We start from the raw sequence: 20424 nt of genomic DNA, 5'->3' as shown, positions 1-20424 counted from the left end.
ACGGGTTCACCGGCGACGGATGTTGGACAGCATCGGTGCATGTACTCCGTGAAGACCCTCCTGACGGCCGCGGCGACGCTCCTCACCCTCGCTGCCCCTGCCGCCCCGCTCCCCACCGCTCCGGCCGTCGCGTCCGGCGCCCTCCAACCCACCGCGACGCGCCCGTGCGACGGCGCCCCGACCTGTTACGTCGACGTGACGGTGGCGCAGGTCTGGGTGAGCCCCGAGAAGGTACGGCCCGTGGACGCTCCCGCGACCGCCAATCCCGCGGACGTCCGCGGCTGGTTGACGGCCATGTCCCTGGACGAGCGTCGTGACGTGGCGGGCGAGACGCAGGCGCTCCACCAGGCGCAGGTGACCGTCGATCAGACGGTGTGGCACGGTGGCCTCCTCTGGGACCACGTATGGGTGCACGGCCAGCCCACTCCCAGGGACGAGACGGGCCGGGGCGCCTACCCGGGCTGGATCCCCGACCGGCAGCTGACCTCCGATCACCGGCGGCCACCCGCCGGTACACACGAGGAACGCGTCGCGCGCCCCACGGCCCGGGGCTTCACCACGGCCCGGGCCGCCCTCTCGGCCGCCGGGGCGGGGCAGGCGGTCGAGTACTCGTACAACACCGCGTTCCCGGTGAAAGCCGGCCCCCTGCCCGGCCTGGTCACCGCCTACTCCCACAGCGGTGCCCGTGTGTTCTTCCGGGCCGGTGACCTGAAGGAGGTCCCGGCCTCCCCGAGCGGCGAGGACGTGGTCGACGCCGCACGCACCTTCCTGGGTCTGCCCTACCTCTGGTCCGGCACTTCCGGACTCGGCTACGACTGCTCCGGCCTGACCAGCCAGATCTACTCCGCCCTCGGCCTGACGATCCCCCGGGACGCCCAGCCGCAGTTCGACGCGGGTGGCGGACGGCCGCCCGCCGGTTCGGCCGTCGGGGTGCGCATCACCGACACGAGGGACCTCAAGCCGGGGGACATCGTCGCCTTCCGCCCCGCCACCGGTACCGAGGTCACCCACGTCGGAATCTACTCGGGGACGAAGAACGGCGAACCGATGATGATCAACGCGCCCCGAACCGGTGACGTGGTCCGGGAGGAACCCATCGGCTCCACCGGCCGCGTGTACGTGGGCGCCACCCGCTTCTTCACCCGCTGACGCTGACGCGGGCGCAGCGCCTTCGTCGACCGGTGAGGCGGTGAGCCGCCGGTGAGGGAGTGGTGAGCGCTCCGAACGAGAGTGACGCCGTCGACGGGGCCCATCGGGGGCGCGGCACGAACACATGGCAGAGGGGTACGGACATGGGCGAGCAGCTGGCAGGCAAGACCGCACTGGTGACCGGCGGATCGCGGGGTATCGGACGGGCCGTCGCACTGCGCCTGGCCGCTCAGGGGGCGCTCGTGGCGGTGCACTACGGCGGGAACGAGGCTGCCGCCGAGGAGACGGTGGCACGGATCGTGGGGGCGGGCGGGCGCGCCTTCGGCGTGCGGGCCCGGTTCGGAGAGGCCGCAGCAGTGGACCGGCTGTTCGAGGGGCTGACCCGCGGGCTGGCGGAACACGGTGCGAAGGGCCTGGACATCCTGGTCAACAACGCCGGTATCAGCTCGGGCAACTCGATCGGTCAGGTCACCGAGGAGGAGTTCGCCACGCTGATGGCCGTCAACGTGAGCACCCCGTTCTTCGTGGTCCAGCGGGCGCTGCCGCTGCTGAACGACGGCGGGCGCGTCATCAACATGGGGTCGACGGCCAGCCGGTTCGCGGTCTCCACCCAGATCGGCTACACGGTCAGCAAGGCGGCGCTGGAAGCCATGGGACCCTCGCTCGCCAACGAGCTCGGTCCGAGGGGGATCACGGTGAACACGGTCGCGCCCGGAGCCGTGCGCACCGACCTGACCGCCGGCTACACCTCGATCCCGGAGGTCGTAGCGGGCCTGGAGGCCATCACCGCACTCGGACGGATCGGTGAGCCGGAGGACGTCGCCGACGTCGTGGGCTTCCTCGCGGGCCCGCAGGGGCGCTGGGTGACCGGCCAGACGATCGACGTGTCGGGTGGGACCTGGCTCGGTCCGATCGCCGCCGGCTGAACCACGACGGCCGGCGCGCACCGCCGTCTCCCCGGTCCGGTACCGGCCCGGGGAGACGGCCGTAGCCGGTGGTCGCCACCAGCAATCAGGAGCGCGGTGAGACCTTGACGATGGCCTCGATCTCCACGAGCTGTTCGGGGACCGACATGTCGGATACACCGACGATGGTGTCGGTCGTGCGGTGGTTGCCGACGTACTCCTTGTGCAGTCTGGCGGCCGTGTCGAAGTTCTTGCGGAGGTCCTTGGTGAAGATCTTCATGCTGATGATCTGGCTGCGCGGGACCCGGTAGTGCGCGAGGACCTTGTCCAGGTTGTCGAAGGACGTGCGCACCTGCTTCTCGAAGTCGCCGGCGCCCACGAAGTTCCCGGCCGCGTCATGGGACACCTGCCCCGAGATGTAGATCGTGTCCCCGGCCCTGATGCCCTGCGAGTACCCGTAGGACTCCTCCCACGGCACCCCGAACCCGAAGTGGTCCCAGCCGCGGCGCGCCTGGTCCTGCGCGCTGGCCCCCTGCAATCCTGTGAAGGTGATCATCGCGGCCACGACCGCGGCCACCACGGCGCCGATGCCGAACCTGCGCCTTGACTTGGTCATAGCTCTCTCCCTTGCGTCCCCAGCGGAGCCTGTGGAGTCCCGACGCTCCCACGACGGAAGGGAGAACTCCTCGTACGGGAATCGAGTGGACGCCACCTGAGCCCCTGCGATCCTGTGTCCCATGGGTGAACAGGTCGAGAGGGTCGATGAGCAGGATCGCGTCGTGGCGGTCGCCGACCGTGGAGACGCGATTCGGGAACGGTGGCTGCACCGCGTCGCGACGACGGTGTGCCGCGACGGCGACGGAAGGATCCTCGTGCACCGCCGCCCGGACGAGGTCTCCCGCTTCCCGGGGCAGTTCAACTGGATGCTCGGTGGCGCCGTCGACGTCGGTGAGTCGTACGAGGAAGCCGCGGCCAGAGAGCTCACAGAGGAGCTCGGAGTCCACGCTGCTCCCCGGTTCGTGCTCAAGTTCCTGTGCGACGGCGTGATCAGCCCCTACTGGCTGGGCCTTCACGAGGTCGTCATCACGGAACCGGTGCGGCCCGACCCCACGGAAGTCGCCTGGTTCGACTGGCTGACCGAGCCCGAACTCGAAGACCTCGTCCGCCATCCCGGATTCATCCCGGACGCCCGCGAGGCATTCGACCGATATCGAGCCCTGGGCGCCCCGCATCACCCCTTCGGTTGAGGGCTGCCCCCCCGCGCACACCCGGCCCGGCCGGCCGAGACGGTGCCGACACCGGCCGAGCGCGCGGAGAAGGCGCAGGCAGAAGCGTGCAGATGTGGCTGGCGACCGCCCTGGACGGCTTCTGCCCGATGTCCGTCGACGCCGAGCTGGACACCGGCCCCGTCCGGACGGTAACCGGTGCCCCCGACCTGTCACCAGGCTCGGCGGACCTGCGCGCGGTGGTCGATGCGCGGCTGCGCAGGCGTTGGTCCCTGACTCCCCTCCGCGCGCGTGCCCCCTCTCCCCGTGCCGGGCAGAGGGGGTACGGTCGTGGGGGCCGGCGTCAGTGGGTCGGGTCGTCGGCGGGGGTCGCCCGTCGTGCCGTCGCACGGGCCAGGATCACCGCCGGGCCGTCGTCGTCCCCCTCGTCACCGGCCGGGCCGGACGGGGTGTCCGGGGTCACGGTGGTGGCGTCGACGGGTCCGCTGGCCGGGTCGTAGCCGAACGTGTTGCGCGGCTGTTCTACAGGCAGGTCCACTTGCTGGAGCCTCCGTACTGGAGATAGCCCTTGACCTGGGTGCCGTCCGTCGCGGTCGCGTACCCGCGGGCTTCCAGGCGGTACGGCTTCTGGCCGTACCCGGCGGGGTGATTACACCAGACCATGAAGATGGTGTCGTTGTGCTGGGCGGTGGTCTCCGGCCCGACGACGGAGCCGGTGAACCGCGCCCAGCCGCCGTTGTCCCAGGCGAACTGGCCGTTGGTGTGCTGGACGCGGAAGCTGCCGGAGCAGTCCTGGTTGGTGGTGCCCTGGAGGTCGCCGAGGTTCCAGTCCCGCAGGCCGCCGACGTACAGCGTGCACAGGAACGCGCCGGCGGCGTTCGCGGCGGGAGTGGCCGTCTTGCCGCTGGTCTTGGCGGCTTCTATCGCCCGCGCGGAGTCGACGAGCTTCTTCGGGAGGTAGTTGGCGGGGTCCTTGGCCCTGGGGTCGGACAGGTCCAGCGTCGCCGACTGGTAGGTGTTACCGGCGCCGTCGTAGCCGTAGTGCATGACGGCGCCGGTGGTCGGCCGGGCCGTACCGGCGGGCGCCGTCTTGGCGGAGGCGTCGGCAGAGGGGGCGGGGGTGGCAGCGCTCGCTCCGGACGCCAGCGCCAGTACGAGCCCGAGAGACGAACCTGCGGTGGCCAAAGCGGACATACGCATGAACAGCTCCTAGTGCCGCGATCCGCGGGAGCAGGGTGCGCCCGGTGTGGCGGCAGGGCAGGGACGTTAGGCCAACGCGTGGCCGATTCCCAGGACGGCCCGCCGGGTGGCCGGATCGCGGGGGAGAGTGTCCGATTCCGGGAGGGGAATCACCGCTGCCCGTTCCGTCCCTTGAGATGGGCGGCGTCCACGGGTGCCCCGGATGTCGGGGTTCCGTCTCGGACAGCGCCCCTGTGGTGCTGACGCGGGGCCCCGCCCACCCTTGGCCTGACCCGAGCCCGACCGACGGCCGAAACGCCAACGCCGATCCCACCCCTGGCGGAGGCTCCGACACGGACACGCCACCGGCCGTCTCAGTGGGCGGCGAGGAGGCCGTCCACCAGGGCTCGGAGACCGTCCAGGTAGGTGTCTTCGGCGGTCAGCGGCGCCCAGCGGTCCGCGATCTGTGCCAAGCGGGGTACCTCTCGCGGGTCGAGGTCGGCGAAGACGTGCTCCCGGTAGGTCGCACGGTCGTCGTCCGCGCGCCGCCGCGCCGCCGTCACCCGGACCACGATCTCTCCGGCGGTGTAGTACCAGATCGCACGGTAGCCGTGCACGGCCCGGTCGGGGGAGAGGCCGGAGGCGACCAGACCGTCGACGATCTGCTCGACGAACCACAGCGCGGACGTGGACATCAGGTCGTCGGCCGTCAGTACCTCCACGATCCAGGGGCAGGCGGCGAGCGCCTCGTGGACGGCGGCGGCCGCGACGATGACCCGCTCGCGGGGGTGGGCGGGAAGTTCCGGCCGGTGCAGGGTGCGTGCGGCGTAGTCGTCCAGCAGGAGGACGAGGAGTTCTTCCTTGTCGCGGACGTGGTGGTAGAGCGCCATCGGCGTACTGCCGACCTCGGTGGCCAGCCGCCGCATGGTCAGCCGGTCCACTCCTCCCTCCGCCACGATGCGGCGGGCTGTCTCGATGATCTCCTCGCGGGAGATCCGGGGAGGTCGGCCCAGGGTTTTGCGGGGTGCGGACGGTTGCGGCATGTCCCCATCATCTCCCAGGTGTCGACAACGGCGCGCCTGGCCGCTAACTTTTCTTACATGTATAGAAACTCTCGGGGGAGGCCCGGACTGGTGCTGGCGGCAGCCGCCGTCGCCCAGTTCGTCGTCGCCCTGGACATGTCCGTGGTCAACGTCGCATTACCCGCGATCCGCACCGCGTTGGGATTCGCGCCGCTCGACCTGGCGTGGGTCGTGCACGTGTACGCGCTCACGTTCGGCGGGTTCCTGCTGCTGGGGGGCCGCGCCTGCGACCTTTACGGCCGGCGTCGGTTGTTCGTGCTGGGGCTGGCCGTCTTCGGACTGTGCTCGCTGGCGGGCGGGTTGGCCCAGGCCCCCTGGCAACTGGTCGCCGCCCGCGCGGGCCAGGGCCTGGGCGCCGCCGCAGCCGCGCCGGCCGCGCTGGCGATGCTCACCACCACCTTCACCGAAGGCCCCCGGCGCGTCCGTGCCCTCGGGGTGTGGAGCGCGGTGAACGCCGCGGGCGGCGCGCTGGGCGTGCTGGCGGGCGGGCTGCTGACCGAGTACGCGGGCTGGCGCTGGGTCATGCTGATCAACCTGCCCATCGTCGCGGCGGCTCTGGCGCTGGTACCGGCGGGGAGGGACGCCGGGGAGTCACCCGCCCGGCGCGAGAGACTGGACGTGCTGGGCGCCGTCCTGGCGACCGGCGGACTCGGGCTGCTGGTGCTCGGTGTCGTCCGCACCGACACCCTTGGCTGGGGCTCCCCGGTCACATGGACCTCCCTCGCCGCCGCGGCCGTGCTGCTGGCCGCGTTCGTCGTAGCCGAGTCGAGAGCCGCTGCACCGCTGCTGCGCCTCGGCCTGCTGCGCAGCCGCCAGGTCGCCGGAGCGAACGTGCTCGTGCTCCTGGCCGCGGCCGGGCAGTTCACGGCCTTCTACTTCGTGTCCCTTTACATGCAGCAGATCCTGGGCATGGGCGCCGCAGCGACCGGAACGGCATTTCTTCCCTTCTCCGCCGGTCTGGTCGCGGGGACCATCGTGGCGACCCGCATCACCGCGGCACGCACCCCCCGCGCATCCCTGGTGCCCGGTGCCCTGCTGGCCGCCGCGGGCCTGGCCTGGTTCGCCCGTATCAGCCCGGACGGCGGCTTTCTGACCGACGTCCTCGGCCCGTCCCTCGTCACCAGCGTCGGCGCCGGACTGGTCCTGGCCCCGGTCGCGGCAGCCGCCACCACCGGCATAGCCCCGCGTGAGGCCGGCATGGCCTCCGGCCTCATGAACAGCTCCCGCCAACTCGGCGGCTGCCTCGGCCTGGCAGCCCTGGCCACCGCCGCCGCCCACCACACCGGCACGGCCACCGACCCCGCCGCGCTCAACGCCGGCTATGCCCTGGGCCTGGCCGTCGGTGCCGCCCTCTTCGTGCTCGCGGCGGTCGTGGCGATCGGCGTGCTGCCGCGCCGGCGGGTCTCCACGCCTCTCCCGCAGTCCACCGTCTCCGCCGGCCAGCAGTTGGAAGGAACACCCTCATGACGACCAACACCGTCGACCTGTTCGCCTCGGCGCTGCACTTCCACCCCGACGGCGACGTCCGAGCCGTCGAACGGCAGATGACGAGCAGCGGATCCGGCGCCTGGCAGATCGCCACGTTCCACGTCGAGACCGACGCCGACGTCCATGCCGACCACTGGGAGATGCACCCGGAGGCCGAGGAAGCGGTGTGCTGCCTGACCGGCGGCATACGCCTCTACTTCCGCCCCGAAAGGCCTGGCGGCGCCGAGGAGATGGTGCCGTTGCCGGCGGGCACCGCCGTGATCGTCCCCCGTGGCCGCTGGCACCGCCTGGAACTGGAGTCCCCCGGCGACCTGATGTCGATCACCCTTCGCGACGGCACCCGCCTCGAAAAGCGCGCTGACCTTCATTGAGCGGCCGGTGGCCGGGCCGGCGTGCCGCAATCGAGTCCGCACCTCCCGCCGGCCGTCTTTTCAGAGGTCCCGGGTGCGAGAGTTCCCGAAAGGGTGGTATTGCCCCAAGGCGGCTGAAGAGGGACACAGGAGGAGGCACGGTGGTCTCGTCCCGGCGGGCAACCAGGGACCTGATGGAGGAACCGTCCGCCGTATGACGGAAAGGAACCGTTGTGCTGTTACGCGAGCGCATCGTCCTCACAGTTGCCGGATTGGCTCTGGCCGGCGGTCTCGCCGCGGCCCCGGCCGCGAACGCCGCGCCGCCGGCGCGGTCCACCGACAGCGCGGCGGCGGTCACGGCCGCCACGTGCTCCGGCTGGAAGCAGATCAACATCACCGGGGGCCGCGCCAAGTACCGGGAGTGCACCCGGACGGAGAAGGGCAAGCCGCAGGTCAACGGCACGCTCCAGCTGTGGGACACCAAGCACGACGGCAAGTCCGTCCAGGCGTACGCAAGGACGGATTACAACCACTGGTACGGCGACAAGGTCACCTGGGAGCACTTCTACGCCTGGGGGGATGACAAGCATCCCAGCGGGATGATCACCTCGGGCTGGCGGGAGGGCGACGACTTCGAGCTGGTGATCGAGCTCAAGTAGCGGCATCGGCCGGCAGAGTTCCGCAGGCCTCGCCAGGACCGCACGCCCGCTGTCCGACGCGAAGAACAGGCCCCGCCTGCGTTGACCACGGCTGGTCCCGGCGCAACCGGGACCGGCCGACGTCCCAGGCGGCCTTCGCCCCCGGAGCTGGACCTCGCCTGCGACCGCACGGCCGTTGCTGCTCCACGCGATGCACAGTGTGGCCGACCGGCCGGCCTTCCGTCTGGCACGGCGGCATCCTCGTCTGCTGCCTGACCGTCTCGCCGGAGAGCGGGGTGACGGAGGACACCGGTGAACGGCTGATCCTCGAAGCCCCGTACTGCACTTTGCTGACCGGACGGGGCTTCAGGCAGGATCCCCTGCATGGTTTCGGTAGTGCAGAACGTCGCGGTTGACTGTGTGGATGCCTATGAGCTGGCTCGGTTCTGGAGCGAGGCACTCGGCTGTCCGCTGCATCCGGAGAGCAAACCGGGTGACCTGGAGACTGAGGTGATGCTGCCGGAGGGCCCGCTGCTGTACTTCAATCAGGTGCCGGAACCGAAGACGGTCAAGAACCGGATCCACCTGTGCCTGCGCCCCAAGACCTCGCGCGAGGAGGAGGTCGAGCGGCTGCTGAACCTCGGTGCCACCCTCGTCGCCGATCGCCGGGAACCCGATGGCGCCGGCTGGGCCGTCCTCGCGGACCCTGAAGGCAATGAATTCTGTGTTCTCCGCAGCGAGGCCGACCGCGCAGCGATGTCTTCTTGAGGCCACACGCCTGCCCGCGCAGGATGCCGGCGACCACGCGCATCGTCTCCCCGTCCCAACGCACCGGGGCCGTCCCCCTCCGGCGTCCGGGCTACCTCGCCGCGCTCTGCCTGCAGATGAACGTCCGCCCCGTGTCGCGGAGCATCGCGGTCGTCCTGCGCGGCCACGTACAACGGCCCGTCGGCGCCCCGCCGCACCAATGTCTCCGCGCCCGTGTGCCGTCGGCCCATCTGCCTCACCCCACTGGGATTCCGCCACCAGGCGATGCCTCCCTGCCCAGTCACATCCCTTTCGCACGGGCGCAGTTGACGAAGGCATTCAAGGGGGGCGTCCAGGCCGGCGGTACGGCGGGGCCGACGGCACCGGGGCTGTCGGACCCCGGTGTTAGCGTGGCCGACATGGCAAACCGTTCATACCTCTACTCTGCCGATTCGGTGCCGACCGACGACGAGATCCCCCAGGCGATCCGGTGCATATCCGAGCACAACTGGGCTGTCCCGCTCGCCCACAAGCTCATGGCCGGGTACGGCACGACGATCGTCCCCTCCATGATCTGGAACCCGCGGATCGGTATCGCCGCGGACTACGACAAGGGTGCGGCCCTGCTCCGCGACCTCCTGAACGCGGTCGGGCGGGGGCTTGAGGACGACGACCAGTTCTCCCGGCGCGTGGACGAGACCAGGGCCCACCTCGACAAGCAGCGGGCGGGGCACTTCATCCTGGAGACCGGGGAAATGATCTCCATCACGGCCGACGACCCGGTGGCGGCGGTGCAGCGCCTGGTCTCCACCGACATCCCCGCCGCCGTCGCCCAGGCCGAGGCGGCGATCGCCGGCGAGAACGACGAATGGCTCGCCTCGGTCCGAGCCGACTGGCAGGAACACTTCGGGTCCTTCTACAGCGACGCGCTCTACTACACCTTCTCCGAATAGAGGGTCTGGCCTTCCCGGAGCCGGAGCCGGAGCCGATTCCGGACGGGGCCCTACCTCGACGGGCGGGTCCAGGCGCGGACGGCCAGCAGGCCGGTCGTGCCGAGATCGAGATGGGGTGTCACGGTCACCGGATCGGCGCCTTGGACGGCCCGCACCCTGACGTACGGGATGCTGACGGCATCGCCGGATTCAGTGGTGTTGCGCCACATGAGCCCGGACAGGGCACTCTCACCCGGCTTCAGCACCAAAGGACGGGCCGGCTCGTCGAATCCGGTACCGGTGCTGATGCCGCCGCTTCCCTCCACGATCCGGACCCCTTGGACGGGTGACCGGTTCTGGTCCAGCAGTTCCAGGAGGGGGTAGCCGTCGAGCGCGTAGTCGCCGTTGCCGCAGTTCTCCAGGTGCAGGCCGACCACGCGCAGCCCCATCGCGGCGTCGCCGTCGTCGGCGGTGATGCGGATGCCGGAGGGCGGACACTCGCCGGATGCGGACGGTGCCTCGGCGGCGGGCACCTTCGTCACGTGGGAGACCTTGACGCGGGTCACCCGGGACGATCCGGGGGTGGAAGCCTTCAGCCGGACCGTGCCGCGCACGGTTGCTCCGGGGCCGACCGAGCGTACGGTCTCGCGGGTGTTGGCCATGACCTCGCCGGCCTCGGTGGTGAAGTCGAAGAGGATCGTGTAGGCCAGCGCCTCGGTGCCGTTGTTGGTGACCTCGTACGCGGCCGAGATTCCGGAGCCGTCGCCGGGGAGGGGATCGGCGTGGACGACGCCCGACCCGTCGGAGCCGGGGGTGGGCACGGCGGAGGGAACGGTCACCGAGGTGATCCGCACGCCGTCCACGCGCGGGGCCGTGACGCCGGTCCCGGACCCCGGGGCGCCGCACGCCGTGAGCAGCAGGAGCGCGGTGAGCACCGGAAGAAGGGCATTGGTCTTGGGCATCACGCCACCCCATCAGGAACACGGGTGCCGGGCCATGGCGGAGGCCACACTTCCGGTCACAGCCGTGTCACGGCGGCCGGTCCGCTGGGAACAGCCTGGTGCACACCCAGTCCCTCTGGCAGGTTTCCGGGTATCGGGGCATCGCTTTCGCGGGCCCCGCATGATCGGCATCGGGCCGGTTCGTCGGGGACCGCAATGTGCGAGACGAGGAGGCACGGCAGTGCGAGACGAACTTCTCGGAGGTCGCTACCGATTGGTGCGACAGCTCGGCGAGGGCGGGATGGGGCAAGTATGGGAGGCACACGACGAGACGCTGGGCCGGCCCGTCGCGGTCAAGGTGATCTCCCTGCTCGCCGGCGGCGGAGGCCGCGGCAACGAGGCACGCGCCAGGTTCCTGCGCGAGGCACGGATCACCGCCCAGTTGCAGCATCCCAACATCGTGACCATCCACGACCTCGGCGAGACCGGCGCCGGGGACGACAAGGCACCGTTCCTGGTGATGGAGCTGATCCGGGGCGAGGGGCTGGACACCGTGCTGCGCCGAGGCGCCGTCCCCTTGCCGGACGCGAGTCGATGGGGCGCGCAGATATGCGACGCGCTGGCCGCCGCGCACGACGTGCGAGTCATGCACCGGGACATCAAGCCGTCCAACATCCTCATCACCGCCTCCGGCCTGGTGAAGGTCCTCGATTTCGGTATCGCGAGGGCGGCCGACCCCTACGCGACCGCGGACCGTCTCACCCGGACGGGCTTCATCGTGGGCACGCCTGCGTACATGGCGCCCGAGCAGGCACGTGGATTCCCGGAGCCGCGCAGCGACCTGTACGGGCTCGGCTGTCTGCTGTTCGAGCTGACCACGGGCCGGCTGCCGTTCCGGGCTCCGGACACGGTGGGCTACCTCTCGGCACACCTCACCCAGGAACCGCCCGCACCCAGTGCGGTCGCCACCGACATCCCACCCGCCTGGGACGGCCTTTTGCTGACCCTGCTGCAGAAAGACCCGAACCAGCGGTACCCGGACGCCGCCGGCCTTTCCCGGGCGCTGCGACAACTCGACCACGCACCCGAGCCCGCGCCGCCGGCGGCCGACCGCACCCACCTGCCCACAGCGCCCGCCACGACTCCGCTGCCACCGGTGGTCTCCACCCCCGGCGCGAACGAGGTCCTCCCGCAGCCGGGTGCGGCATCCGCGAATTCCCTGACACGCCGTCGCGTATGGCATGGGGGCGTGGACATCGCGACGCGGTTCGTCCTGCCGGCAATCCTGTTCCTGCTCTACAACTGGCTGAGCATTATGGAGACCAGACTTGGCGTGTACGTCGTCATGACGCTCACCTTGGTGCTGACGGTTGTACTCACATCGCGTTCCAAAAGGCTGACGCGCGGGACGGGGTACGCGGCCTCGGCGGTCATCGCGGTGGGCCTCGTGGTGGATGTGATCAAGAAACAGGGCTCGTGGAACGGGAACCGCTGGCTCGACGGCGTCCTGTACGACCGCCCCTACACTCTACAGCTGCTCTATCACGCGGTGTCTGTCCTGACGGTCGCGACGTACTGCTACCGCGAAACCAAAACCCGGCGAGCCCAGTCGGAGCATGGCACGTCAGACAGCGCTGAGGCTTCGACGCCATGAGGGCTGGGCGGGGCGTCAGCATGCCTGGAGGACCGGTGCCACCTGGTGGTGGTGCCGGCCCTCCGGTCGCGCTGTTCGGGGCCCGGTCCCGTCCTGTCGCTCCGGGACGGAGGCCCCGCCGGATGTTGGAGGCCGGGTTGCGCCTCAGTCGGCCTGGGGCGCCCAGGAGGCGGCATGGGCCGCAGCGGTGCGCCCGCACGTCAAGGCCACGGCCACTCCGGAGACGGCCACTGCGGTGAGTCCGGCGCCGAGCAGTCCCGGGGACATCCAGCCGCCCTTGCCCAGGTTGATCACCAAGCCACCCAGAAGGGCCGCCACACCCACTCCGACGACTCCGACGGCCATCAGCGGCAGGGCGAGGGTGTACAGGGCGATCCGCTGGTAGAAGGCCCGTCCGGTCTGGTAGACGGCCAAGGGACCGAGCGCCTGCGACTGTTCGATGAACACGCCCGCCGCTCCGAGGGCACCCGCGGCGGCCAGCGCCGCGATGCCGAGGAGCCCGACGTCCAGCAGCCAGCGCACCTGTGCCGCCTGGGCAGCCGACCCCAGGTACCAGGACTGGCCCGGCTGCGTGGTCATGGGGCCGATCAGGTGCCGGTACGCGGCCCGTTCGACCGCGTCCAAGCCCGCCGCGCCGTCGCGGTTGACGATGATGAACCCGAACAGGGCCTTGTCCCCTTCCACGGGAGCGCCGCACGCGCACACCGCGACCGGCGGGGCGGGCAGCATGTCCCGTGATGCGAGCACGTCCCGGCCCAGCGGCGACAGCCCGCCGAACACCCGCTCCATGCTGACGGGCCGGTCCGGACAGGCCGTGACGGTGCCGAGCGCGGCCAGGCTCCGGCAGGTGCCGGTCAGTCGTAACCCGGACCCACTCGGGTCGGGTGAGAACCGCACCACCCGGTCGGCGCCGACGGCCGCGACGAACCCGTCGGCGGTGGCGGGGATGTTGCGGGACCTGACCTGGATCAGCCCGGCGCCCGCGGCGTCGTGGCGGGCCCGGGCGGCCTCGGCGGGTTCGGCGAACTGGGTGGTGATGACCTGGCCGATGACGATGATGCCGAGGCCGACGACCAGAGCAGCGCTGAGCCGGGCCAGCGCCTGCGGCCGGGCCGCGAGCCACCGTCCGGCGACGATCCGCGCCACGTCCCCGCTCCTGCCACCGCTGCGGGCGAGGCGCGCGCCGATGAGGCGCGCCAGCCGGGCTGTGGCGTACGGGAGGACGATCAGCGCGACCATGGCTCCGACCGCGAAGGCGAGCTTCCCCGCGGTATGCCGGTGCTCCGACCCCCACCCCGCCACCACGACGGCGCAGACGAACACCACCACCGGCCACCGGCCACCTCCGGCCGCGGCCGGGCGGGCGGGGGCCGTCCCCTCGCGCCGGCGGCGGACGAGGCAGCCGGCCACGCTGACCCCGAGCAGCACGGCGAACGTGGCGGCCGCGCACAACGGCAGCCACACCAGTGCGGCCCGCAGGTCCTGCGCCCAGACCGGGTAGCCGGTGAACGGCAGCACCAGCGAGGTCACCGAGACCGTCAGCGTCGGCACGCACCCGCCCAGGATCCCCCACCCGAGTGGCCGTGCGGCCTCCGCCGCCACCACGATGGCCCGGCCCCGTAACGGGATCCCGAGCGCGTCGAGGAGCAGGAGGCGCCGTTCGCGCACCTCGGAGCGGCTGCGGGCCGCCACCAGTGCGAGGGCCACGACGGGCACCCCGGCGATCAGCGCCACGATCAGGTCGAGTTCGGCGATGTCCCGGTCGAACTGGTGGGAGTTCACGAAGAACATGTGGTGCCGGCGGCTGCCGAATCCGGAGATGAAGGAGGTGGGTTCGCCGACCTCGTCGAAGAATCCGTGCACGGCCGGGTTGACGTACGCCACCAGCTCGGCACCGTCGGCCAGACCCGCGTGGGAGATCATGCCGGCCTGGCGCCCGTACCGGTCCGGAGCGGCCTCCGCGAGGGCAGGGGACGGGAAGGCCTCGCCGGGCTCGGGCCAGCGCGGGAGACCGGGAGGCGGTTCGACCGTGGGGTCCAGGGGCCGTACGTACACCACGGAGACCACGCGTTCGCCCAGCTCGTCAGGACGTTCCCACCAGCGGGCCCGGGCGGCCTCCGCCGCGACGGGGACCGGGTTGCGGGCGGTCATGCGCGCATCCCGCCGGTCGTGGACGGTGTGCGCGGCCACCACGCCCCATACGGTGACCAAAGTGAGCAGCGCGCCGAGGATGAGAGCGGCACGGTGGGTCGGTCCGCCCCGGGTGCGGGCCATGCGCAATCCCAGCGTCCACAGGAGACGCGTGCGTGTGCGGCTCGCGGACTTCACCGGGCACCCGCCAGCTTCCCGTTGGCAAGGGTCAGTACGGTGTCCGCGCGTTCGGCCACCGCCGGGGCGTGGGTGACGACGGCCAGGGCGCACTGTCGCTGTGCGGGCAGGGCGAACAGCAGCTCGGCGACGGCTCCGGCGGCTTTGCCGTCAAGGGCTCCGGTGGGCTCGTCGGCGAGGATCACGTCCGGGGAGCCGATGAGCGCTCTGGCCACGGCCAGCCGTTGCCGCTCACCGCCGGAGAGGGTGGCGGTCGGAGACGTCCGCAGACCGGCGATGCCGAGCTCATCGAGCAACTCCTCCGCCCGCCCGTACACCTCGCGGGGCCGCGCCGAGGACATGAGGCCGGGCAGGGCCACGTTCTCCAGCGCGGTCAGCTCGGGTAACAGCTCGCCGAACTGGTAGACCATCCCGATGTGGGCCAGCCGCAGTGCGGCCCGGCGGGAGGGGGAGGCGGCGGTGATGTCGTGGCCCGCGATGGTAACGGTGCCGGCGCTGGGGAGGGCGATTCCGGCGAGGCAGTTCAGCAGGGTGGACTTGCCGCATCCGCTGGGTCCCGTGATGGCCACACTCGTGCCGGGCGGTATGGCGAGGTCCAGTTCATCGAGGATGGTCCGACCGGCCACCTGGTACCGCAGGCCCCGTGCGGATAGGGCGGCGAGGGAGTTGACAGGGGCGGGAAGGGGTGAGGACACGGCTTCTCCTTGCGGGCTTCGACACGACCGGTGGTGGCTCGGGCACCGCCGCCACCGGTCGAGTCCCTCCTGGGTTCTGTCTGACACGTCGTGGGCGGGTTCGCGGAGCCGGAGGATCAGTGAGGCGAGGTGGACCCCGGCCTCGTGGCGGGTGGCCAGTTTGTCGAAGCGGGTGGCGATCGCGCGCGAAATTGCTGGAGGCGGTTGAAGCAGCGTTCGACCACGTTGCGGGCCCTGTAGAGCTCTCGGTCGAAGGCCGGCGGCCTGCCGTCGGCCTGTCCGTGCCGCCTTGTCCGCGATGACCGTCTCGGGCCTGCGGCGAGGCCGTCCAGCGCCGCCCCGGGGCACCCTCAAGACGTCCATGATCTCGTCGAAGACGGTGGAATCGTTGACGTTTCCGGGCGTGACGACGACGGCCGGGGCAGGCCACCAGCACTTTCAGGCCGCCTCGGCGTCCACCACCCGAGGCGGGCCCACTGTTGGGCGAGGGTCTGGCACCGCGACCACCTCGGCCCGTGCAGGTGCGAACTCCGGCCCTCCGACGCCCCCTTCGCGGGCTGCACCAAGGGCGAGCACCAGGTGGACCACCGGAGGCCGGGTACGGCGCCGAGCGCGTGGGGCGCCGGGCCGGGGAGTGACTGCCTCAGGTGGGCCACCGGCTCCGGTGAACGGGTGGAAGAAGACGCCGGGCCCGCCGCTCGCCCGCCCGCATCAGGGGCCGGGCAATCCGGGCGAGACCTCTACCCCGTCCAGGTGGCCGACGCCACGGACATCGCGCACCGCCACCGCCGGCATGGTGCCCATCGCGGCAGCGGATCCAGGCCCTCCTGATGTAGCGGCGGCGCGACCTCCGGCGATCCCAGGCGTACGGTCCACGCTGGAACCGCTGCGCGGGAGGCTGGTCACACTGACTGACCGTGGCCGGCCACGGAAACTGCCCGACGGCCGGTTCACCACCCGTCTGGGAGCGGCATGCGGGTAGCCGCCGGGGGTGCTCGCGGACCGGTGCTGTCAGGTGTCTAGGGTCGCCTTCATGACGAGGACCACGCCCCCGCGCCCCCTCGACGTCGAGGCGCTCTTCCCTGAACTGGCCGCCTTTCGGGGGACGACGACTCGACTGCACCCGCGGCCGGGCAGACCAGAGTTGTCGGCCAGTTCCGTGGGCGGTCCGATGTTGTGGCCGGCGGACGAGCCGTGGCCGGTGTGCGGCGAGGCCCACGGGCGTGGGCGCGGGCGGCGCCCGGCCGACATCCGCCGCTCTCGGCAGGTTCTGGCTTCCGCGTGGTCCCGCGAGCAGGCTCCCGGCCCGACGGACGAGGAGCGGGAGCTCCTGGGCGAGCTGGACCGGGAGCACCGGATCCCCGGGGCGTCCGAGACCGACCCGCTGCCGATGATCGGCCTTGCGCAGCTGTACCGGCGGGAGGTGCCCGACCTGCCGGCGGGGCCCGGCGACTGCGATCTGCTTCAAGTGTTCTGGTGCCCCTTCAACGCGCACGGCCCGGGCCGGTACGACCTGGAGCTGCACCTGCGCTGGCGGCGGTCGTGGGAAGTCGGTGAGGTGTTGACCGCGCCGCCGCAGCCGTTGGTCGTCGGGGCCGACGGCTTCGTGCCCGAGCCCTGTGTGCTGCACCCGGAGCAGGTGGTCACCTATCCGTTTGCCGGAGTCCTGCCCGAGGAACTGTGCGCACGGATCGACGCCTGGGAGGAAACCCTTGAAGAGGAAGCCGGGCAGACGACTGACGGGAGTACGGCAGAGCCGCCCGGCTACCAGTACGACCTGTCCATCCCGCCCGGCTGGCGCGTGGGCGGCTTCGCCTCCTGGCACGCGACCGACCCGTGTCCCATGGACTGCCTGACCTGCACGGCACCGATGCACCTGCTGCTGACCATCGACAGCTCGGAGTGGGACGGTGGCAGCGGCAGCTGGAAACCGCAGGAGGACCGGAACCATCCCGCTCCCCGGTGCGCCGGCCCCACGGAGGTCACAGTGGGCCGCTGGGGCGAGCTCAACGTATTCGGCTGCCCCGACAATCCCGAGCATCCGCACCGCTGGAGCATCCAGTAGCCTGCCGGGCACGAGTACGGTCGGGACAGTCAGCGGAGCCACCTGGGGAAGCGCGGTGAGGGGCGTAACCGGCATCCGCAGTCGGCCGGAGGACACCACCTGCTCCGTCGTGCTGCCGCGCCGCCGGGGACCCGCCGCCTCACCCCGGCGGCGCCCCCCCGCAGCGGGGGTGAGGGGAAGGGCCACCCGGATGTGGGGGCCCTCCGGAGTGGTGAGGAGCTCACCCCAGCCGAGCCGGAACGACCGGAGGAGCAGGGGTGGGATCCCGGATCGTCGCGCGCCGCCCTGGGGAGACCGGGCTGCATCCGGCCCGTCGGGGTCTGGGTCAGGAACGGTTCAGCCGTACCCGGCCATCGCCGCCGCCTGCCGCACGTCTGCGGACTGCTCTTGCGGTACGGGCACGACGTGGAACGGAGCGGGGCCACTCCGCTCGATGCCCCGGGCGGCCAAGACCATGTTCATGCGGGTTCCCTCCTCGGGACGGCGCGACGGGCGGTGTGCCGTGGCCCGCCCGGCTTGCGCACCCCCGCCCGCGTCAGGCCGTCCTGGTGCTGAAGGAGTCCGGTGACGGCAGCCGCAGCGGCTTCGCGACCGCCGCGCAGAAGTCGGCGAGGCCCGTCGCCAGGGCGGCCCGGGAGGCTTCCGGCATCGCGGCCATCGCCTCGGCCAGCACCTCCTGCCTGCGGGCCCGCAGTCGTTCGAGGTACGTCCGGCCTGCCGCCGTCAGACCGAGCAGCACCTCGCGGCGGTCGTCGGCCCCGGGGTGCCGTTCGAGGAAGCCCACGGCCTGCAGCCGGTCGCACAGCCGGGTGACGGACGGCGGGGCCGCCTCCAGCAGCCTGCCGAGCTCGCGGAGGTTCAGCTGGTCGTTCGCCTCGACGAGGAACAGCACCCGGGCCTGCGCGGAGGAGACGGGCGCGGCGCTGGCCGTGTCCCGGCCCCGCTCCCAGACCACCTCCAGCAGCTCGATCAGCTCGCTCATCTCCGGCACCGCCGACACGGCGGGTGGCCGCGGGGAGCCGATCGACCGCTGACTCATGTGACACTCCCTACCGGACGTACGCGCAGCCCTTCCCCGGCGGACCGGCGGCTTCGTCGTCCCCCATCTTGGCAGTTGTGAGAGAGACAGGTACGGGGCCGGTGAGTGAAGGCGTACGTGGCGAGGGTGTCGGGGACGTCGGGAGTGGCGGGAGTGGGGGGAGTGGCGGGCACGTCGAGCGCGTGCTGCGCGCCGCCGCCCCGCACGCGCTGTTCGAGGAGGTGCGGGGGCTCCTGTCCCGCGACCACGGGGCGGCCGGCGCCGAACTGCTGATCGCGGACTACGCCGCGGCGCGGCTCCAGCCCGTCACGGCACAGCCGTTCACCGCCGAGTCGGTGTCGGCGTACAACACCGCCGAGGGCAGGGCCTTCGGCGCCCAGGACGCGCACGTGGTCCCGGGGGAGGGCGGGGTCACCGTGCACCTGCCGGTGACCGTGCGGGGTGAACGGCTCGGGGTCCTGAGCGTGCGCTACCCGGCCGGAGTGCCGGTGGGGAGCCACATCGGCCCGCTGCAGGACATCGCCGACGCGCTGGCCCACGAGATCCTCGTCGCCGACCGCGACACCGACTTCTTCCTGCAGGCGCGCCGGGCCAAGAGGCTGACCCTCGCCGCCGAGATGCAGTGGCAGCTGCTGCCGGGGCGCTCGTGCTCCCGGCCCGAGTACGACCTCGGGGCCCAACTGGAGCCCGCGTACGCCATCTTCGGCGACAGCTTCGACTGGTCGGCCTCCGCCGACCATCTGACGCTGACCGTCAACAACGGCATGGGCGAGGGCATCGACGCGGCGCTGCTGACCAGCCTCGCCATCAGCGCGCTGCGCAACGCCCGGCGGGCCGGCCTCGGCCTCGCCGATCAGGCGGCACTGGCGGACCAGGCCCTCTACGGCCAGTACCAGGGGCGGCTGCACCTGGCGACGCTGCTGCTCCGCTTCGACCTGGACACCGGCGAGGTCGAGGTCATCGACGCCGGATCGCCCCGGGTCTGGCGGCTGCGCGGGGGCACGGTGGAGCCGTTCGGGCTGGAGGCGCAGCTGCCGCTCGGCATGTTCGAGGACACCGTCTACACCTCCCAGCGCTTCCAGGTGCTGCCCGGGGACCGGCTGTTCTTCCTGAGCGACGGCGTCTACGACGTACTCTCCCCCGTGGGCGAGCGGTACGGCCTGCACGCCTTGACCCGGGCCATCATGAACACGCGGCTGCTGCCGCCCTCGCAGGTGCCGCGGGCCCTCCTGGAGGAGCTGCCGGGGTACCGGGGCGGCGTGGACGCCACCGACGACGCGTTGGTCGTGTGCCTGGACTGGCACGGCCGGCCCGGTACGGGGGCCGACGGCGAGCGGTAGCGGCGACCGGGCGCACAGGGCCTACGGCGCCGGACGGTGGCACAGTGGTGACATGCCCCGTCCCGGCCGCTCCGGCGCCCACGAGGACCCGGCCGCTGCCCTCGCAGCCGCGGTGGACCTCCTCGCGGTACTGCAGGCCAGGGGCCAGGACGGTGTGGAACCGGCCGTATCGCCGTCGCAGCTGCGGGCGCTGCTCGCCGTGGAGGGCGCCGAGGGCGTCAACCTGCGGACCCTGGGCGATGTGCTCGGCTCCCGCCCGCCGTCGGTCTCCCGGCTCTGCGACCGGCTGGAGGCCATGGGGCTGCTGACCAGGTCACCCCATCCGGCCCGGCGCCGTGAGGTGGAGGTACGGCTCACGCCGCAGGGGCGGGCACTCCTGGAGGAGCGGCGGGCGATCCGGGTGCGCGAGCTGTCGGCGGTGCTCGGTCGGATGACCCCCGAGGCGGTGGACGCGCTGGTGGCGGGCCTGGAGGCGTTCCGGGAGGCGGCCGCGGGCGGGTACCCGGCCGGCGCCCCGCCCGCGGCCGCGGACTGCTCCGCACCGGCGGTCCGGGCCTCCGTCCCCGACAGCGCCTGACGTCCGGGGGCCGCGGCGGCCGCCTCCGGTCCATGGGGGTGGTTCCGGGCCCGTCCACGGGATGACAGAATCATTGAGTTCATAAAATA

Annotated in this window: 21 protein-coding genes and 1 pseudogene; 12 read left to right on the top strand and 10 right to left on the bottom strand. The window is 71.9% G+C overall.

The genetic code is table 11. The features are described from left to right. Positions 1 to 39: 39 nt before the first annotated feature. Both ACZ5D2_RS15910 and ACZ5D2_RS15905 read left to right on the top strand, forming a co-directional pair. On the top strand, positions 40 to 1149 hold the full coding sequence (locus ACZ5D2_RS15910) for a C40 family peptidase (protein ID WP_331738361.1): 1110 nt from the start codon (positions 40 to 42) through the stop codon (positions 1147 to 1149). Positions 1150 to 1292: 143 nt separating this feature from the next. Beyond that, positions 1293 to 2075, top strand: a complete 783-nt coding sequence (locus tag ACZ5D2_RS15905) for an SDR family oxidoreductase (protein WP_468929674.1) — start codon at positions 1293 to 1295, stop codon at positions 2073 to 2075. An 85-nt stretch (positions 2076 to 2160) separates the two neighbouring features. On the opposite strand, the gene ACZ5D2_RS15900 is transcribed toward ACZ5D2_RS15905, so the two are convergent. Beyond that, positions 2161 to 2670 (bottom strand): RidA family protein, encoded by a 510-nt coding sequence (locus ACZ5D2_RS15900; RefSeq protein ID WP_331738366.1) that lies wholly within the window; start codon positions 2668 to 2670, stop codon positions 2161 to 2163. Between the two features lie 121 nt (positions 2671 to 2791). Here ACZ5D2_RS15900 and ACZ5D2_RS15895 point away from each other — a divergent pair, with 121 nt between their 5' ends. Beyond that, positions 2792 to 3301: an NUDIX hydrolase gene (locus tag ACZ5D2_RS15895; RefSeq protein ID WP_468929670.1), complete on the top strand. Its 510-nt coding sequence runs from the start codon at positions 2792 to 2794 to the stop codon at positions 3299 to 3301. A gap of 322 nt (positions 3302 to 3623) precedes the next feature. On the opposite strand, the gene ACZ5D2_RS15890 is transcribed toward ACZ5D2_RS15895, so the two are convergent. From ACZ5D2_RS15890 to ACZ5D2_RS15880, 3 genes are all read right to left on the bottom strand, one after another. Beyond that, positions 3624 to 3818, bottom strand: coding sequence for a hypothetical protein (locus ACZ5D2_RS15890; protein ID WP_331738372.1), 195 nt, complete (start codon positions 3816 to 3818; stop codon positions 3624 to 3626). Next, entirely contained in the window at positions 3803 to 4480 is a 678-nt protein-coding gene (locus ACZ5D2_RS15885) for a hypothetical protein (protein ID WP_371681484.1), read from the bottom strand. The genes ACZ5D2_RS15890 and ACZ5D2_RS15885 overlap by 16 nt, the downstream gene beginning before the upstream one ends. A gap of 353 nt (positions 4481 to 4833) precedes the next feature. Continuing rightward, positions 4834 to 5502 (bottom strand): TetR/AcrR family transcriptional regulator, encoded by a 669-nt coding sequence (locus tag ACZ5D2_RS15880; RefSeq protein ID WP_331738378.1) that lies wholly within the window; start codon positions 5500 to 5502, stop codon positions 4834 to 4836. A gap of 57 nt (positions 5503 to 5559) precedes the next feature. Here ACZ5D2_RS15880 and ACZ5D2_RS15875 point away from each other — a divergent pair, with 57 nt between their 5' ends. The 5 genes from ACZ5D2_RS15875 to ACZ5D2_RS15855 all read left to right on the top strand — a co-directional run bounded on the left by ACZ5D2_RS15875 (position 5560) and on the right by ACZ5D2_RS15855 (position 9717). Next, the gene (locus ACZ5D2_RS15875; protein ID WP_468929665.1) at positions 5560 to 7008 is read left to right on the top strand and encodes an MFS transporter; all 1449 of its coding nucleotides are present in this window, start codon (positions 5560 to 5562) and stop codon (positions 7006 to 7008) included. Next, the gene (locus ACZ5D2_RS15870; RefSeq protein WP_331738384.1) at positions 7005 to 7400 is read left to right on the top strand and encodes a cupin domain-containing protein; all 396 of its coding nucleotides are present in this window, start codon (positions 7005 to 7007) and stop codon (positions 7398 to 7400) included. The genes ACZ5D2_RS15875 and ACZ5D2_RS15870 overlap by 4 nt, the downstream gene beginning before the upstream one ends. A gap of 212 nt (positions 7401 to 7612) precedes the next feature. After that, positions 7613 to 8038, top strand: a complete 426-nt coding sequence (locus ACZ5D2_RS15865) for a hypothetical protein (RefSeq protein WP_331738387.1) — start codon at positions 7613 to 7615, stop codon at positions 8036 to 8038. 363 nt (positions 8039 to 8401) lie between these two features. Beyond that, positions 8402 to 8785 carry a VOC family protein gene (locus ACZ5D2_RS15860; protein WP_331738390.1) on the top strand — a complete coding sequence of 128 codons (384 nt, stop codon included), beginning with the start codon at positions 8402 to 8404 and terminating at the stop codon, positions 8783 to 8785. A 398-nt stretch (positions 8786 to 9183) separates the two neighbouring features. After that, positions 9184 to 9717: a DUF7822 domain-containing protein gene (locus tag ACZ5D2_RS15855; RefSeq protein WP_331738393.1), complete on the top strand. Its 534-nt coding sequence runs from the start codon at positions 9184 to 9186 to the stop codon at positions 9715 to 9717. A 50-nt stretch (positions 9718 to 9767) separates the two neighbouring features. On the opposite strand, the gene ACZ5D2_RS15850 is transcribed toward ACZ5D2_RS15855, so the two are convergent. Then, positions 9768 to 10658, bottom strand: a complete 891-nt coding sequence (locus ACZ5D2_RS15850; protein WP_468929659.1) for a DUF4232 domain-containing protein — start codon at positions 10656 to 10658, stop codon at positions 9768 to 9770. Between the two features lie 220 nt (positions 10659 to 10878). Here ACZ5D2_RS15850 and ACZ5D2_RS15845 point away from each other — a divergent pair, with 220 nt between their 5' ends. Then, positions 10879 to 12291, top strand: a complete 1413-nt coding sequence (locus ACZ5D2_RS15845; RefSeq protein ID WP_468929656.1) for a serine/threonine-protein kinase — start codon at positions 10879 to 10881, stop codon at positions 12289 to 12291. Positions 12292 to 12435: 144 nt separating this feature from the next. On the opposite strand, the gene ACZ5D2_RS15840 is transcribed toward ACZ5D2_RS15845, so the two are convergent. From ACZ5D2_RS15840 to ACZ5D2_RS15830, 3 genes and pseudogenes are all read right to left on the bottom strand, one after another. Next, the gene (locus ACZ5D2_RS15840; RefSeq protein ID WP_468929653.1) at positions 12436 to 14565 is read right to left on the bottom strand and encodes a hypothetical protein; all 2130 of its coding nucleotides are present in this window, start codon (positions 14563 to 14565) and stop codon (positions 12436 to 12438) included. A gap of 50 nt (positions 14566 to 14615) precedes the next feature. Then, on the bottom strand, positions 14616 to 15314 hold the full coding sequence (locus ACZ5D2_RS15835; RefSeq protein ID WP_331739011.1) for an ABC transporter ATP-binding protein: 699 nt from the start codon (positions 15312 to 15314) through the stop codon (positions 14616 to 14618). 72 nt (positions 15315 to 15386) lie between these two features. Further along, a pseudogene (locus tag ACZ5D2_RS15830) lies at positions 15387 to 15731 on the bottom strand (transposase family protein); the annotation flags it as partial. A gap of 616 nt (positions 15732 to 16347) precedes the next feature. Here ACZ5D2_RS15830 and ACZ5D2_RS15825 point away from each other — a divergent pair. After that, positions 16348 to 17379 (top strand): hypothetical protein, encoded by a 1032-nt coding sequence (locus tag ACZ5D2_RS15825; RefSeq protein ID WP_468929649.1) that lies wholly within the window; start codon positions 16348 to 16350, stop codon positions 17377 to 17379. Positions 17380 to 17715: 336 nt separating this feature from the next. Here the strand turns inward: ACZ5D2_RS15825 and ACZ5D2_RS15820 are convergent, their stop codons facing one another. Further along, positions 17716 to 17841, bottom strand: a complete 126-nt coding sequence (locus ACZ5D2_RS15820) for a hypothetical protein (protein WP_468929646.1) — start codon at positions 17839 to 17841, stop codon at positions 17716 to 17718. 73 nt (positions 17842 to 17914) lie between these two features. Then, entirely contained in the window at positions 17915 to 18418 is a 504-nt protein-coding gene (locus ACZ5D2_RS15815) for a MarR family winged helix-turn-helix transcriptional regulator (RefSeq protein WP_331738409.1), read from the bottom strand. Positions 18419 to 18600: 182 nt separating this feature from the next. Between ACZ5D2_RS15815 and ACZ5D2_RS15810 the strand changes: the two genes are divergently transcribed. Further along, positions 18601 to 19758, top strand: coding sequence for a PP2C family protein-serine/threonine phosphatase (locus ACZ5D2_RS15810; protein WP_468929642.1), 1158 nt, complete (start codon positions 18601 to 18603; stop codon positions 19756 to 19758). Positions 19759 to 19810: 52 nt separating this feature from the next. Further along, positions 19811 to 20335 (top strand): MarR family winged helix-turn-helix transcriptional regulator, encoded by a 525-nt coding sequence (locus ACZ5D2_RS15805; protein ID WP_331738415.1) that lies wholly within the window; start codon positions 19811 to 19813, stop codon positions 20333 to 20335. The last annotated feature ends 89 nt before the right edge of the window (positions 20336 to 20424 follow it).

Source organism: Streptomyces sp. NPDC031479 (assembly GCF_055581065.1).
The sequence above is the reverse complement of the archived record's forward strand: the minus strand, read 5'-3'. Positions and strand labels throughout refer to the sequence as shown.